13 protein-coding genes are annotated in these 14978 nt (G+C 70.2%); 12 read left to right on the top strand and 1 reads right to left on the bottom strand.

The genetic code is table 11. The annotated features are described in order from the left end of the window. The first annotated feature begins 74 nt into the window (after window positions 1-74). The 6 genes from OH804_RS24965 (at window position 75) to OH804_RS24940 (ending at window position 7179) form a co-directional block, all read left to right on the top strand. Window positions 75-1100, top strand: a complete 1026-nt coding sequence (locus tag OH804_RS24965; RefSeq protein WP_196920875.1) for a methyltransferase — start codon at window positions 75-77, stop codon at window positions 1098-1100. An 82-nt stretch (window positions 1101-1182) separates the two neighbouring features. Then, window positions 1183-2301 (top strand): sensor histidine kinase, encoded by a 1119-nt coding sequence (locus OH804_RS24960; protein ID WP_406059855.1) that lies wholly within the window; start codon window positions 1183-1185, stop codon window positions 2299-2301. After that, a complete protein-coding gene (locus OH804_RS24955) occupies window positions 2298-2957 on the top strand; it encodes a response regulator transcription factor (RefSeq protein ID WP_112581714.1) in 660 nt (219 codons plus the stop codon). Before OH804_RS24960 ends, OH804_RS24955 begins: the two co-directional genes overlap by 4 nt. Window positions 2958-3066: 109 nt before the next feature. Next, on the top strand, window positions 3067-5142 hold the full coding sequence (locus OH804_RS24950) for a multicopper oxidase family protein (protein WP_406059853.1): 2076 nt from the start codon (window positions 3067-3069) through the stop codon (window positions 5140-5142). Window positions 5143-5230: 88 nt separating this feature from the next. After that, complete coding sequence (locus tag OH804_RS24945) at window positions 5231-6352, top strand: ScyD/ScyE family protein (protein ID WP_406059851.1); 1122 nt, start codon at window positions 5231-5233, stop codon at window positions 6350-6352. A 128-nt stretch (window positions 6353-6480) separates the two neighbouring features. Then, entirely contained in the window at window positions 6481-7179 is a 699-nt protein-coding gene (locus tag OH804_RS24940; RefSeq protein WP_231392499.1) for a response regulator transcription factor, read from the top strand. A gap of 16 nt (window positions 7180-7195) precedes the next feature. Here the strand turns inward: OH804_RS24940 and metK are convergent, their stop codons facing one another. Then, complete coding sequence (gene metK, locus OH804_RS24935) at window positions 7196-8383, bottom strand: methionine adenosyltransferase (RefSeq protein WP_196920880.1); 1188 nt, start codon at window positions 8381-8383, stop codon at window positions 7196-7198. Between the two features lie 211 nt (window positions 8384-8594). Here metK and OH804_RS24930 point away from each other — a divergent pair, with 211 nt between their 5' ends. The 6 genes from OH804_RS24930 to OH804_RS24905 all read left to right on the top strand — a co-directional run bounded on the left by OH804_RS24930 (window position 8595) and on the right by OH804_RS24905 (window position 14977). Then, window positions 8595-9404 carry an AfsR/SARP family transcriptional regulator gene (locus tag OH804_RS24930; RefSeq protein WP_196920881.1) on the top strand — a complete coding sequence of 270 codons (810 nt, stop codon included), beginning with the start codon at window positions 8595-8597 and terminating at the stop codon, window positions 9402-9404. Window positions 9405-9485: 81 nt separating this feature from the next. Beyond that, window positions 9486-10748 carry a beta-ketoacyl-[acyl-carrier-protein] synthase family protein gene (locus OH804_RS24925; RefSeq protein ID WP_406059849.1) on the top strand — a complete coding sequence of 421 codons (1263 nt, stop codon included), beginning with the start codon at window positions 9486-9488 and terminating at the stop codon, window positions 10746-10748. Then, entirely contained in the window at window positions 10745-11965 is a 1221-nt protein-coding gene (locus tag OH804_RS24920; protein WP_406059846.1) for a ketosynthase chain-length factor, read from the top strand. The genes OH804_RS24925 and OH804_RS24920 overlap by 4 nt, the downstream gene beginning before the upstream one ends. Next, window positions 11962-13020 (top strand): methyltransferase, encoded by a 1059-nt coding sequence (locus OH804_RS24915; RefSeq protein WP_406059844.1) that lies wholly within the window; start codon window positions 11962-11964, stop codon window positions 13018-13020. Before OH804_RS24920 ends, OH804_RS24915 begins: the two co-directional genes overlap by 4 nt. Before the next feature lie 15 nt (window positions 13021-13035). After that, window positions 13036-13362, top strand: a complete 327-nt coding sequence (locus OH804_RS24910; RefSeq protein WP_130406888.1) for an antibiotic biosynthesis monooxygenase — start codon at window positions 13036-13038, stop codon at window positions 13360-13362. Next, window positions 13355-14977: an FAD-dependent oxidoreductase gene (locus OH804_RS24905; RefSeq protein WP_406059842.1), complete on the top strand. Its 1623-nt coding sequence runs from the start codon at window positions 13355-13357 to the stop codon at window positions 14975-14977. The genes OH804_RS24910 and OH804_RS24905 overlap by 8 nt, the downstream gene beginning before the upstream one ends. Window position 14978 lies beyond the last annotated feature (1 nt).

The raw sequence follows: 14978 nt of genomic DNA, 5'->3' as shown, positions 1-14978 counted from the left end.
GAATGCGGCTGGAGAACCGGTCGATCGACGCGGCTTCGAGCCGGTCTCGAGCGCCGTCGTCGAAGCTCGCCGCCATGACGGAAAATCGGGTCAATCTCTACTCGCTGACCGACACGATCACGCCGTGGGCAGTGCGGGCCGCGGCGACGCTCGGCCTCGCCGACCTGATCGCCGCGGGCACCACCACGCTCGACGAGCTCGCCGCGGCGACGAAGGCCAATCCCGACGCGCTGCACCGGCTGCTGCGCTACCTCTCGGTGCGCGGCGTCTTCAAGGAGACCGAGCCGCGGGTGTACGCCCTGACGGAAGCGGCCGAGTTCCTCAAGACCGACCACCCGGCCGCCCAACGTCCCTGGCTCGACGTCGACTCGATGGCCGGCCGGATCGAGGGCACGTTCAGCTCGCTGACCCACTCGATCCGTACCGGCGACGCGGCGTACCCGGTGCGTTACGGCATCGAGTTCTGGGACGACCTGGCCACCAACCCCGACCGGGCCACGTCGTTCGGCGCGCTGATGGCCACCCACGCGAGCTACTTCGACCAGGTCGTCCAGGGCTACGACTGGAGCACCGTCAACCACGTCGTCGACGTCGGCGGCGGCACCGGCGCCCTGCTCACCGAGATCCTCAAGGCCCAGCCGCACCTGCGCGGCACCGTGGTCGACCTGCCGGGCGTCGTGGACCAGGGGCGGGCCCGGTTCGAGGCGGCGGGCATCGCCGACCGCGCCGAGGTCGTCAGCGGGAGCATCTTCGACCCGCTCCCGGCCGGCGCCGACGTCTACATCCTGTCGAACGTTCTGCACGACTGGAACGACAGCGCCGCCGAGAAGATCCTCCAGCGGGCGGCCGACGCGATCGGCACGACCGGCAAGGTGCTGATCGTGCAGATCCTGGTCAAGGACGAGAACGACAACTTCCCCGACGACCCGGCCCGGCTGATGTTCATCACCCAGATGGACCTGCGCCTCCTCTCGCTCATGGCCGGCAAGGCGAGGACCTGGCGCGAGTACGCCGAACTGGGCGAGAAGGCCGGGCTCGAGGTGGACTCCAGCACGGTGATCCCCACCGGGCAGACCCTGCTCTCTCTTCGTCGCGGCTGATGGGACGGGCCCCTTGCTGACGGTTTCCGCTTAGGAAGGGGCCCTCGCTCACGGACCGTGCGTGGGTCGTACCGTTGCGGACATGAACCCGGCCATTCGACGAATCGCGATCGATGCCCTCATCGGGATTGTCGTCGCGGCCGTGGTGGCGGTGGCGATCCGGGTCGCCGACGAGCCCGGCGCCCGGCCGCCCGACGCGCGCGCCTACGCGATCGGCGCGGTGATCGGGCTCCTGTTGGTCTTCCGGCGCCGCTGGCCACTGCTGGTGCTGGTCGGCTCGGTCACCGCGCTGATGATCTACTACGCGCTCGAATACCCGGGCATTCCGCCCGCCCTCCCGCTGGCCGCCGCCCTCTTCTCCGTCGCGGCCGCCGGCCGGTTCACCTGGGCGCTCGTCGTCGCCGGTTTCTTCGTGGTCCTTGAGCTGATCATGCGGTACACGCTGCTCGGTGAGGGCTTCTTCCCCGCCCTCTCGGCCACCGTCGAAGAGGGTTCGCTGCTCGCGGCGGTGGTGCTGCTCGCCGAGACGATCCGCACCCGCCGGGTCCGGCTGGCCGAGGCACAACAGCGTCTCGCCGTGATGCGCCAGGAGCGTCAGCACGAGGTCGCCCAGGAGCGGCTCCGCATCGCCCGCGAGGTCCACGACGTACTCGGTCACACGATCGCCGCGATCAGTGTGCAGGCGAGCCTCGCCGACGACATCTTCGACAGCAAACCGGCCGAGGCGCGGGCCGCGCTGCGGAGCATCCGGGGCGCGGCCCGCGACGCGATGCACGAGGTCCGCTCGGCGATCGGCATGCTCCGTGACGCCGGGGAAGTGCCCGACCTGGCCCGCGTCTTCGCGGTCGCCGAACAGGCCGGCGTGAAGGTGCGGTCGGGGATTGCCGGCACCCCGCGCCGGATCCCGCCGGAGGTGGCACTCTCGGTCTACCGGATCGTGCAGGAGTCCATCACCAACACCGTCAAACACGCCGAAGCGACGACAGTCGACGTCACCATCACCTACGCCGGTGACGCCGTCACTGTGGAGATCGTCGACGACGGGGTCGGTGCCGCGGCGAACCGGCGGGGGCACGGGGTGGCCGGCATGCGGGAGCGGGCCACGGCCGCCGGCGGATCCCTTGAGGCCGGGCCCCGGCCGGAGGGCGGGGGGTTCCGAGTGGCCGCGCGGCTGCCGGTCGAGGTGGAGGAGACAGCGTGACGATCCGGATGGTGCTTGCGGACGATCAGACGCTCGTGCGGGCCGGCTTCCGGGGCCTGCTCGACCACAGCGACGACCTGGAGGTGGTCGGCGAGGCGTCAAACGGTGCCCAGGCTGTCGAGATGGTCGCCGCGACCCGACCGGACATCGTGCTGATGGACGTGCGAATGCCGGTGCTCGACGGCGTGCGGGCCACGGCCGCGATCGTCGAACGGTTCCCGGCCGTGCGGGTCATCGTCCTGACCACCTTCGAGCTCGACGAGTACGTCTTCGAGGCGCTGCGCGCCGGCGCGAGCGGGTTCCTGCTCAAGGACATCGAGCCCGACGAGCTGCGCCAGGCGGTGCGGGTGGTGGCCGGCGGCGACATGTTGATCTCGCCGCGGGTGACGAGCCGGTTGGTGAGCGCGTTCGTCAGCAAGGTCGCGCCGACGCCGGTCGACGGCGGCCGGCTGGCGGTGTTGACCGACCGCGAGCGCGAGGTGATGAGCCTGGTGGCCAGCGGGTTGACGAACGAGGAGATCGGGCGCCGGCTGTCGATGAGCCCCGCCACGGCCCGTACCCACGTCCACCGGGCCATGGTCAAGCTCCGCGTCCGCGACCGCGCGCAGCTCGTCGTGCTCGCCTACCAGACCGGGCTCGTCGCGCCCGGCAGCTAGCCAACTACGGCCCCTGTTTCGCAGGCGGTGCCGGCTACGGTGATCGCCGTACGAATCCGCCGTTGCTCAACGGATGCCGGGTGGTGCGCGTCCTTCGTATGTTGGCGTCATGTTTGAGGTCGGAGAGAACGCCGATGGGATCCTGGCCGGGGTCCTGTTCCTGATCTGGCTGTCCGCGGCGATCCTCGCCACGCGGCTGGCCTGGCGGCCGACGCCCGAGGCGCTGCGCAAGAGCGCCCGTCGGCTGCTGCGTCTGCTCGTCGCCGCGCTGGTGGTCCTGGTCGTCAAGTGCGTCGCGATCGGGCTGATGCTCGCCGTCGACTGGATCTTTGCCGACAACCGCGTGATCGTGCAGATGCCGCTCCTGCTGCTGCCGATGCTGGCCGTGCTCGTCTGGACCGTGCCGGGCCTGCGCGCCCTGGCCAACCGCGACGACGCGCCGGTCGACGTCGAGACGCGCTCCGCCGCCGCCAATCCCCGATTCATCGTGCCGGTCCAGGTGACGGCTGTGGCGACCCTCGTTGGCGTCTACTTCGCGTACGTGTCCCGTCCGGTTCCGTCCTACCTCGACGACATCGTGACCCACGCCGCGCCGATCCTGCTGTCCGTGGTGGTGCTGTGGTTCTGGCAGCGGCACCGCCTGCGGGTCGTCACCGCCACCGACTTCGCGCGCCGTGGCCGGCGTGCCAGTGCCCTGCGCGCCACCGCCCAGGCCGCCGTCGCGGTCCTCGTCGTCGTCGCCGGCGTCACCTACGCGGCCCAGAGCAGCAGGCTGCCCGACCGGATGTCCATGACGTCCCACGACAACGTCGACTACGGCGGCGGCCCCTCGATCGGCCACGGCGGTCATGGTGGGACCTCCGTCGACGACCTACGTGGGCCGCGGACCGGCAAGCCCAACAAGGCCTTCACCCTGACTGCGAAGAACGCCACGGTACGTCTCTCGTCGGGCACCGAGATCAAGGCGCTGACGTACAACGGGGAGTCGCCCGGGCCGGAGCTGCGGGTCCGTGAGGGCGACCTCGTCGAGGTGACGCTGCAGAACGAGATCCCCGACGAGAACGTGACGATCCACTGGCACGGCCTCGACGTGCCCAACGGCGAGGACGGCGTGGCCGGCGCGACGCAGAACGCGGTGGAGCCGGGTGACACCTTCACCTACCGGTTCATCGCCGAGCAGGTCGGCACCTTCTGGTACCACACCCACCAGAACCCGCTGGAGGCGATCCGGCGGGGCCTGTTCGGCGCGCTGATCGTCGAGCCGCGCGACGGCCCACCACCCGGCGAGCGGGACTTCGTCGTGCAGGCCCACGAGTGGCGTACGCCGGACCACAACATCGTCTCGTTCGGTACCAGTGACACCTTGCAGCGTCAGGAGGTCGCCCCGGGCACGCCGGTGCGGCTGCGCCTGATCAACACCGACAACAACCCGTCCACCGACAGTCGCCCGCGGTCCCTGACCGTCAACGGCACGCCGGTGCGGGTGGCCGCGATCGACGGGGTCGACGTCAACGGCGCCACCCCGCTGACCGACCCGCGGTTCGGGTTGGCGACCGGTGGACGCTACGACGTGACGTTCACGATGCCGTCGGGCCCGGTGCGCCTGACCGACCTCGCCAACCGCGACGCCGGGCTGGTCCTGGCGCCACCGGGTGACACCTCGACGCCGAAGATCGTCGACGACGGGGACCAGTTCGACCCGCTGTCGTACGGCTCCGGCGGCTCCCGGCCCTTCGACGCCGGCTCGTCGTACGACCGCTCGTTCACCCAGCTCCTCGACGACCGGCTGTCCTTCTACAACGGCGGTCTCCACCTGGTGCCCATCATCAATGGGCACAGCTTCCCCAAGACGCCGACGCTGATGGTCCGGATGGGCGACGTGGTCAAGGTGCGGATCGTCAACCGCAGCCACCAGAACCACCCGATGCATCTGCACGGCCATCACGCGTTGGTGCTGTCCCGCAACGGGGTTCGCGCGACCGGGTCGCCGTGGTGGATCGACAGCCTCGACGTGATTCCCGGCGAGATCTACGAGATCGGCTTCAAGGCGGACAATCCGGGGCTCTGGATGGACCACTGTCACAACCTCGACCACGCGGCCAACGGGATGGTGATGCACCTCGCCTACGAGGGCGTGACGTCCCCCTATGAGCTGGGGCGGGGCACTCCCAACCAGCCGGAGTAGGTGGGCCCGTCGAGCCTTCCTCCACCGGGCCTCGAGGCGACGGCGGCAGCGTCGTTCGCATCCGAACCCCTCTTGCTGAGGAGAACCCATGCTCGACGCGATGCGACGAACGTTGTCGCTGGCCGTGCCGCTGGTACTGGTGGCCGGCATTGCCGCGCCCGCCACTGCGGCCACATCGACCACTGGGCGACTGACCGTCGTCGCCCGCAACCTCGACAACCCGCGCGGTGTCGCCATCGACCGCGCTGGCACCGTCCACGTCGCCGAGGCCGGGCTCGGCGGCGACGACGTCTGCATCCCCGGCACGTTCGGTACCAACCTCTGCTACGGCTCGACAGGTGCGATCACGGCGGTCCGTCACGGCTGGCAGAAGCGAGTCGTGACGGGCCTGCCGTCGCTGCGCAGCACCGGCGGCGGCTTCTCCGTCTACGGTGCCCACGACCTGGCCTTCGATCGGCAGGGCAAGCTGCTGGTGGCGATGGGTTACAGCACCGACCCGGTCTCGCGGGACCTGCTCGGCGCGGCCGGGGCCACGATGGGAACGATCCTCCGGGTCGAGGGGAAGCGTCGCTGGTCGGTCGTCGGCGACCTCTCCGCCTACGAGGGGCAGAACAACCCCGACGGTGTCATCCCGGAGAGCCAGCCGTACGCCGTCATCGCCGACGGGCGGGACGTCTACGCGCTCGACGCGGCCGCCAACGACGTGCTCCGGATCGACCGTCGTGGCGTGGTCACGGCCGAGCACGTCTGGCCGCAGGAGCAGGTGCCGGCGCCGCCGGAGTGGGGCCTGCCGCCCGGCTCGACGACGCCGATCCAGTTCGTGCCGGTCACCATCACCCGCGGGCCGGACAACGCCCTCTACATCGGACAGCTGACCGGGCACCCCTTCCCGAACGGTGGCGCCCGGGTGTGGCGGCTCGTGCCCGGGCAGGAGCCGACCATCTTCGCGACCGGCTTCACCAACATCATCGACATCGCCTTCGACAAGCAGGGTCGACTGGTCGTGCTGGAGATCGCGAAGAACGGGCTCAGCTCGGGAGATTCCACCGGTGCGTTGATCCGGGTGGAGCGCGACGGTAGCCACCGGGAGCTGGCGAGCACCGGCCTGGACTCCCCGATGTCGTTCGCCATCGCTCGGGACGGCAGCTTCTACATCGCCAACAAGGGCCTCGGCATCGGCGAGTTGGTCCGTCTGTCCACACGAGACTGACAGAATCGCGCGGCCATCGTGGCGTTCTTCGTGTCGGGAGGACGCCACGATAGCTGTGGTGTCACACAGTCGCGATACGGTGCCATCGTGTGCACGCTGGCGGCGGGGGATGGGGTCTGGGGGTTAGGTTGACGCGGTCCGACGGCGGGTCTCCCGCCGGCGCCACCACCATCCTCATAGTCGACGACCACGCTCTCGTCCGCGAGGGGTTGCGCTGGGTGCTCGAGGTCCACGCCGACCTCGACGTGGTCGACGAGGCGGGCGACTCGGCCACCGCGGTCGCCAAGGCGGCGTCGGAGCGCCCGGACGTGGTGTTGCTCGATGTCGAGATTCCCGGCGACGACCCGGTGGTCACGGTGCGCCGCATCCGTGAGGTGTCGCCCGACAGCGCGGTCGTCATCCTCAGCATGTACGACAGCCCTGACCTGCTGCGCCGTCTGATCGCCGCCGGGGTGCGCGCCTACCTGCTCAAGAGCGTGGGTCGTGAGGAACTGGTCGCCGCGATCCGCAAGGCACGGGACGGCAGCGGCTCGGTACTGCTCTCCGTCTCCGGCCAGAGCCTGGTGCAGGTGCAGAACGCGGAGTCGGCCATCCTGTCCCCGGTCGAGCTGGAGATCCTTCAACTCGCGGCCGAGGCGATGACCAATGCCCAGATCGCGCGCCGGCTCGACCTGACCGAGGCCACTGTGAAGAGCCACCTGCGTCGCATCTTCGCCAAGCTCGGCGCGGTCTCCCGCATCGACGCGGTCAACAAGGCGGTGGCAGCGTCACTGGTGACGCTGCCACACGACCGGTTGGTGCCCCGCCCTCGCCGCCCGTCGCCTTAGCGACCGCGGACGTTGCTCAACAGGCGGCCTTGAGGTCGGCGGCACGATCCGTGCGCTCCCAGGTCAGGTCCGGGAGTTCACGGCCGAAGTGGCCGTAGGCCGCCGTCTGCTGGTAGATCGGACGCAGCAGGTCCAGGTCGCGGATGATCGCCGCCGGGCGCAGGTCGAAGACCTCACCGATCGCCTTCTCGATCCGGTCGAGCGGCACCGTCTCGGTGCCGAACGTCTCCACGAAGAGGCTCACCGGGTGGGCCTTGCCGATCGCGTAGGCCACCTGCGCCTCACACCGTTCCGCCAGGCCCGCGGCGACCACGTTCTTCGCCACCCACCGCATCGCGTACGCCGCCGACCGGTCGACCTTCGACGGGTCCTTCCCGGAGAAGGCACCGCCACCGTGCCGGGCGTACCCGCCGTAGGTGTCGACGATGATCTTCCGTCCGGTCAGGCCCGCGTCGCCCATCGGGCCACCGATCTCGAACCGCCCCGTCGGGTTGACCAGCAGCCGGTAACCCTCGGTGTCGAGGTCGAGCGCCTCCAACTCCGGCGTGATCACGTGGTCCCGGATGTCGGGTGCGAGCAGCTCGTCGAGGGAGATGTGGGCGGCGTGCTGGGTGGAGACGACGACGGTGTCGAGCCGGACCGGGCGAAGGCCGTCGTACTCGACGGTGACCTGGGTCTTGCCGTCCGGCCGCAGGTAGGGCACCGTGCCGTCCTTGCGGACGGCGGCCAGGCGACGGGCCAACCGATGGGCCAGTGCGATCGGCAGCGGCATCAGCTCCGGCGTCTCCGAGCAGGCGAAGCCGAACATCATGCCCTGGTCACCGGCGCCCTGGGCGTCGAGCCCGCCGCCGGACGAGCCGTCGCGCAGCTCGATCGCCGTGTCGACGCCCTGCGCGATGTCCGGCGACTGGGCGCCGATCGAGATGCTGACGCCGCAGGAGGCGCCGTCGAAGCCCTTCTTCGACGAGTCGTACCCGATGCTCAGCACCGTGTCCCGCACGATGCGGGGGATGTCGGCGTAGGCCTGTGTGGTGACCTCGCCGGCGACGTGGACCTGCCCGGTGGTGATCAGACTCTCGACGGCGACCCGGCTGTGCGGGTCCTGCGCCAGCAGCGCGTCGAGGATCCCGTCGCTGATCTGATCGGCGATCTTGTCGGGATGACCTTCGGTGACCGACTCGGAAGTGAAGAGGCGGCGCGACATGTGTGACTCCTAACCCAGGGGGCGTGGGGGCCCGGCGAGTCTTCCCGCCCCTGGTGGAGGTTGCCTGGAGGAAGCATCGAGCGATCAAAGGGGTATCCGTCGTACAACTTTCGACACGCATCGATCCTCGGAAGAACCCGCGATGTCGCTACCTGCGGTCATTCCGACACGCCCCGCTCCTCCATAGCTTGAGAGCGTCTCGACGAGTGCTATGGGGAATGGGGGGACCACTGTGGTCAGGTACGAGATCCTCGGGTCGCTGGAAGTGATCCACGAGGGCCGGATCTGCACGCCGACGCCGCCGAAGGTGCGGACCGTGTTGGCGCTGCTGGTGATGCGGGCCAACCGGGTCGTTCTGGTCGACTCGATAATCCGGGAACTGTGGGGTGACGATCCGGCGCGCAGCGCCGTCACCACTGTGCAGACCTACATCTACCACCTGCGCAAGCTCTTCGCGAAGGAGGGCATAGAGACCCCGGACCGGACCGTGCTGGAGAGCCGTGCGCGCGGCTACCTGCTCAGGGTGGAGCCGGGCCAACTCGACGCCGAGGTGTTCGAGACGATGCTCGACCAGGGCCGCTCGCACATCGAGTCGGACCGGCCCGAGGAGGGCGCCGAGGTGCTGCGGCGGGCGCTGGCCATGTGGACGGGGCCGGTGGGCGCCAACGTGACGTTCGGGCCGGCGTTGGAGGCGCACGCCATCCACCTGCAGGAGCAGTGGATCCGGGCGTTGGAGCTTCGCATCCAGGCCGACATCACGCTCGGCCGGCACCGCGAGCTGATCGGCGAGCTGCGCTATCTCGTGGGCACGTACCCGCTCAACGAGTGGTTCCACCGCCAACTCATCGTGGCGCTCAGCCGCTCGGGGCGACGGGGCGAGGCGTTGCAGGCGTACCACCACCTGCGCCGGGTGCTCAGTGAGGAGTTGGGCCTGGACCCTTCGCCTGACCTCCAGCGGCTCCAGCGGGAGGTGCTGGCCGCCGGCGGGCCACTGCGCCCGGGGCTCGCCAGGGCCTCGTGACAGGCCCTCGACCGACGCTCCAGCGCCGTTCGACCGGCCGTCCCTAGCTTTCACACGGACATCGCGGCCAGGAGGTCTTCCATGACGAGCACATCCGACCGTCGGGTGGTCATCACCGGGATTGGCGTCATCGCCCCCGGTGGACTGGGCACCAAGGCGTTCTGGGAACTGTTGACCGCTGGCCGTACGGCCACTCGTACCCTGTCGTTCTTCGATGCCACCCCGTTCCGCTCGCGGGTGGCCGCGGAGGCCGACTTCGACCCGGTCGCCGAGGGACTGTCGCCGCAGGAGGTCCGCCGGATGGACCGGGCGGCCCAGATGGCGGTGGTCTGCACCCGGGAGGCGCTGGCCGACAGCGGCTTCGAGGTCGGCGACCCGACCCGGGTCGGCGTCAGTGTCGGCACGGCGGTCGGGGCCACGATGAGCCTCGAAGAGGAGTACGTCGTGGTCAGCGACGGCGGGCGGAAGTGGCTTACCGACCACCGGTACGCCACCCCGCACCTCTACGACTATCTGGTGCCGAGCTCGTTCGCCCGTGAGGTGGCGTGGTCGGTCGGGGCGGAAGGCCCGGCGACGGTGGTCTCCACCGGCTGCACGTCGGGCCTCGACTCGGTCGGCCACGCCCGGGAGCTGATCCGTGAGGGCTCGGCCGACGTGATGATCGCCGGCGCGACCGACGCCCCGATCTCGCCGATCACTGTGGCGTGCTTCGACGCGATCAAGGCGACCACGGCCCGCAACGACGACCCGACGCACGCGTCGCGGCCGTTCGACAACAGCCGCGACGGGTTCGTCCTCGGCGAGGGTTCGGCGATGTTCGTCCTCGAAGAGCTCGAGCACGCCCGCCGGCGAGGTGCGCAGATCTACGCCGAGCTGGTCGGGTTCGCCTCGCGCTCCAACGCGTTCCACATGACCGGCCTGCGGCCCGACGGGCGGGAGATGGCCGAGGCGATCCGGGTCGCGCTCGCCGACGCCCGGCTGCCCGGCGACGCCGTCGACTACATCAACGCGCACGGCTCGGGTACGAAGCAGAACGACCGGCACGAGACGGCGGCGTTCAAGCGGAGCCTCGGCGACCACGCGTACCGCACCCCGGTCAGCTCGATCAAGTCGATGATCGGCCACTCGCTCGGCGCGATCGGTTCGATCGAGATCGCGGCGTCGGCCCTGGCCATCAAGCACGGGGTGGTGCCGCCGACAGCCAACCTGCACGAGCGCGACCCGGAGTGCGACCTCGACTACGTGCCGCTCACCGCCCGCGAGCAGCAGACCGACGTGGTGTTGAGCGTGGGCAGCGGGTTCGGCGGCTTCCAGAGCGCGATGCTCCTGGCGCGTGTGGCATGACCACTGTCGTCACCGGGGTCGGGGTCGCCGCGCCCAACGGGTTGGGTCGCGACGCTTTCTGGGCGGCCACCGTCGCCGGGGTGGGTGGCATCGGGCCGATCAGCCGTTTCGATCCTTCGGGGTACCCCTCGCAGCTGGCCGGCGAGGTTCCCGGATACGAGGCGGCCGATCACATCCCGAGCCGGTTGATGGCGCAGACCGACCACATGACCCGACTGTCGCTGACGGCGGCGCAGTGGGCGCTGGCCGACGCGTCGGTCGACCCGTCGGCGCTGCCCGAGTTCGGCATGGGTGTCGTCACGGCCAGCGCGTCGGGTGGCTTCGAGTTCGGCCACCGTGAGCTGGAGAAGCTCTGGAGCAAGGGCTCCGAGCACGTCAGCGCGTACCAGTCGTTCGCCTGGTTCTACGCTGTCAACACCGGCCAGATCTCGATCCGGCACGGGATGCGTGGGCCGACCGGTGTGCTCGTCACCGAGCAGGCGGGTGGGCTCGACGCGGTGGCACAGGCCCGGCGCCAGGTGCGCAAGGGCGTGCAGCTCGTGATGACCGGTGGTGTCGACGCGTCGCTCTGCCCGTGGGGCTGGACGGCGCAGCTCGCCAACGGCCTCCTCAGCACCGGGCGCGACCCGGCCACGGCGTTCCTGCCGTTCGACGCCAACGCGTCGGGTTACGTGCCGGGCGAGGGCGGGGCGATCCTCGTGTTGGAGGACGAACACGCCGCTGCCCGGCGTGGGGCCGCCGTCTACGGGGTGATCGCCGGTTACGGCGCGACCTTCGATCCCCGGCCCGGCTCCGGGCGCCCGCCGGGCCTGCGTCGGGCGGCCGAGATGGCCCTCTCCGACGCCGGTCTCACACCGGCCGACATCGACGTCGTCTTCGCCGACGGCGCCGGGGTCGCGGAGCTCGACCGCGTCGAGGCCGAGGCGATCACCGCTGTCTTCGGCCCACGCGGGGTGCCGGTGACAGTGCCCAAGACGATGACCGGCCGGCTCTACTCGGGCGGGGCGGCGCTCGACCTCGTCTCCGCGCTGCTGTCGATCAGACACGGTGTCATCCCGCCCACCACAAACATCCGCCAGCCGGCCGAGGGTCTGCACCTCGACCTGGTGCGCGACGTCGCGCGGGAGACACCCGTACGCGCGGCGCTCGTGCTCGCCAGGGGCTTCGGCGGGTTCAACGCGGCCATGGTCGTGACCGACGAAAGGAATGGACGATGACCGACGCCAGCCTCGCCGCCGTCGCGAACTTCGACGAGCAGCAGGCACTCGACCTGCGGGAACGGCAGATCGCGGTGCTGGGTAGCGCCAAACAGATCGCCCACGTGATCTACGTGGTCACCGAGCTCGGCGTCGCCGACCTGCTCGTCGACGGGCCGGTGCCGGTCGCCCAACTGGCGGCGGCGACCGAGTCGCACGAGGACGCGCTGCGGCGGATCCTCCGCGCCGCCTCGGCGGTGGGCATCTTCGACGAGCAGGAGGACGGGTCGTTCGCGCTGACGCCGCTCGGCGAGGGGCTGACGTCGGCCCGGATCGGCGGGCTGCGGCCGATGGTGCAGTTCAGCGGCGCCGACTTCAACCGCCTCCCGTACGCGGAGATCCTGCACAGCGTCCGCACCGGCGAGCCGGCCTTCAACAAGGTCTTCGGCATGGGCTTCTACGACTACCTCCAGGCCCACCCGGAGGCCAACCGGTTCTTCGAGGGCTTCATGGCGCACTGGAGCCGGCGGCTCGCCGACCGGTTCGCGGCGGAGTTGGCGCCCGAGCGGTTCGGCCGGATCGCCGACATCGGCGGCAGTAACGGCTACTTCCTGGCCAAGATGCTCCAGCGCAACCCCGAGGGCACCGGCGTCCTCTTCGACCTGCCCGAGGTGGTGGCCGACGCCGAACCGCTGCTCAAGGAGCACGGTGTCACCGAGCGGGTCGAGGTGCGGGGCGGCGACTTCTTCACCGACGACCTGCCGGCCGGTGCCGACGCGTACATCCTGAAGTCGATCGTCCACAACTGGCCGGACGACACCTGTGTCACGTTGCTGCGGCGGATCCGCGCGGCGATCGGCGACGCCGACTCCCGCCTCATCGCGATCGACCAGATCGTGCCGCCGCGCAACCAGTGGGACCACGCCAAGATCATCGACATCGACATGTTGGTGCTCTTCGGCGGCAAGGAGCGCGACCTCCGCGAATGGCAGGCGCTGTTCACCGCGTCCGGTTTCGAGCTGGTCAACACCCCCGCCTCCCGCGGCTGGGCACTGCTCGAAGCGCGTCCGATCTAGGAAAGGAAGCCCGCAATGGCACACATCGGCATCGACCAGCCGGTCGTGACGATGGTCAACGTCTTCACCGTCGAGCCGGCCAACCAGCAGAAGCTCGTCGACATCCTGATCGAGGCGACCGACGCGGTGATGTCCAAGGTCGACGGGTTCGTGTCGGCGAACATCCACGCGAGCCTCGACGGGACCCGGGTCGTCAACTACGCGCAGTGGAAGAGCGAAGAGCACTTCACAGCGATGCTCAAGAACCCCGAGGTCCACCCCCACTTCGGCGAGGTACGCGCGATCGCCACGCCGGAACGCCACCTCTACAAAGTCGTCTACACGGAGGACGCTCATGTCTGACGGAAGCACCGACGTCCTGATCGTCGGCGGCGGCCCGGTCGGCCTGTCGACCGCGCTCTTCCTGGCCCGCAAGGGGATCCGGCCGATCCTTGTCGAACGTCGGCCCCGACTGTCGACGATCCCCCGCGCCACCGGTCTGCACGCCCGCACCGTGGAGATCTTCCGCACCGTCGGCCTGGAGCCGGCAGTGCAGGAGGCCGGCATGAAGATCGTCGGGCCGGGCGCCGAACTCGACCTCGTCCGCGCCGGCCGCGCCACACCACTGGTCATGCTCGGCGCCCAGTCGCTGGCCGACCTCCACAAGTCGTTCGTCATGGAGGCGCACGACGTCGACTACGACACGTTCACGCCGAGCTGGCCGATCTGGTGCGGCCAGGACCACTACGAGCCGCTGCTGCACGACGCCGCCGTCGAGGCGGGCGCGGAGATCCGCTTCCAGAACGAGCTGGTCGGGCTGACCCAGGACGAGGACGGGGTCACCGCGACGGTCAACGACAACGGCACGACACGCACCATCCGGGCGCGCTACGTCGTCGCCGCCGACGGCGTGAAGAGCCCCGTCCGGAACATGCTCCAGATCGGGGACCGCAGCAACGGCGTCGCCGGGAACTTCGTCAGCATCATCTTCCGCGCCAAGGTCGACCTGCCCGACACGGCACCCCGGTTCACGCTGATCTACCTGATGAACCAGCTGGCCCAGGGTCTGCTGCTCTTCATCGAGCCGGGGCGGTGGATGTTCGGCGTCAACTACTACCCCGAGCGGGGGCAGTCACCTGCCGACTTCACCCCGGAGCGCTGCGTCGAGCTGGCCCGGATCGCGGCCGGCGACCCCGAGCTGGAGGTCGAGGTCGAGTCGGCCCAGCCCTGGGACGCGCGGCACATGGTCGCCGACGCGTACCAGGCGGGGCGGGTCTTCCTCGCCGGCGACGCCTGTCACGCCCACCCGCCGGCCGGCGGCTTCGGCGTCAACGCCGGCATCCAGGACGCGCACAACCTGGCATGGAAGCTCGCCGACGTGCTTCAGGGCCACGCCGACGAGAGCCTGCTCGACTCCTACGAGGCCGAACGTCGTCCGGTCGGCGCCGCCACCGCCGACCAGGCGTGGATGCTCTTCCGCACCCGGGGTCAGCTCGCCGACGAGGACAAGGCCGCCTATCGGGACTTCGTCATCGTGACGATGGGCTACCGGTACACCTCGAACGCGATCGTCGGCGCGCCCGCCGACACCGAGCTGCTGCCCCGCGAGCTGACCTTCACCGGCCAGCCCGGATCGCGTGCCCCGCACGGCTGGGTCGACCACCAGGGCAGTCGGGTCTCCACGATCGACGTGCTGACCGAGGGCTGGACGTTGGCCGCGGCTCCCGGCGACGACGCCTGGCTCGCGGCGGCCGAGGCGGTCTCGGCGGAGACCGGGCTTCCGATCAAGGCGCTGACCGCAGGCCCCGACGGTGACCTCGCCGACGACGGCTCGTGGCTGGCGAGCTGTGGCGTCGGCCCCGGCGGGGCGCTGCTGGTACGCCCCGACGGCATCGTCGCCTGGCGCAGCGCCGGCCCGGTCGACGACCAGGCGAAGACCCTGACCGCCGCCCTGGCCACGATCCTGCGGGGAGCGTGAA

It is taken from the genome of Micromonospora sp. NBC_00860 (assembly GCF_045207375.1).
GTDB classification, from domain to species: domain Bacteria; phylum Actinomycetota; class Actinomycetes; order Mycobacteriales; family Micromonosporaceae; genus Micromonospora; species Micromonospora vinacea.
Note: the sequence above shows the minus strand (reverse complement) of the source record. Positions and strands in the feature narration are given on the sequence as shown.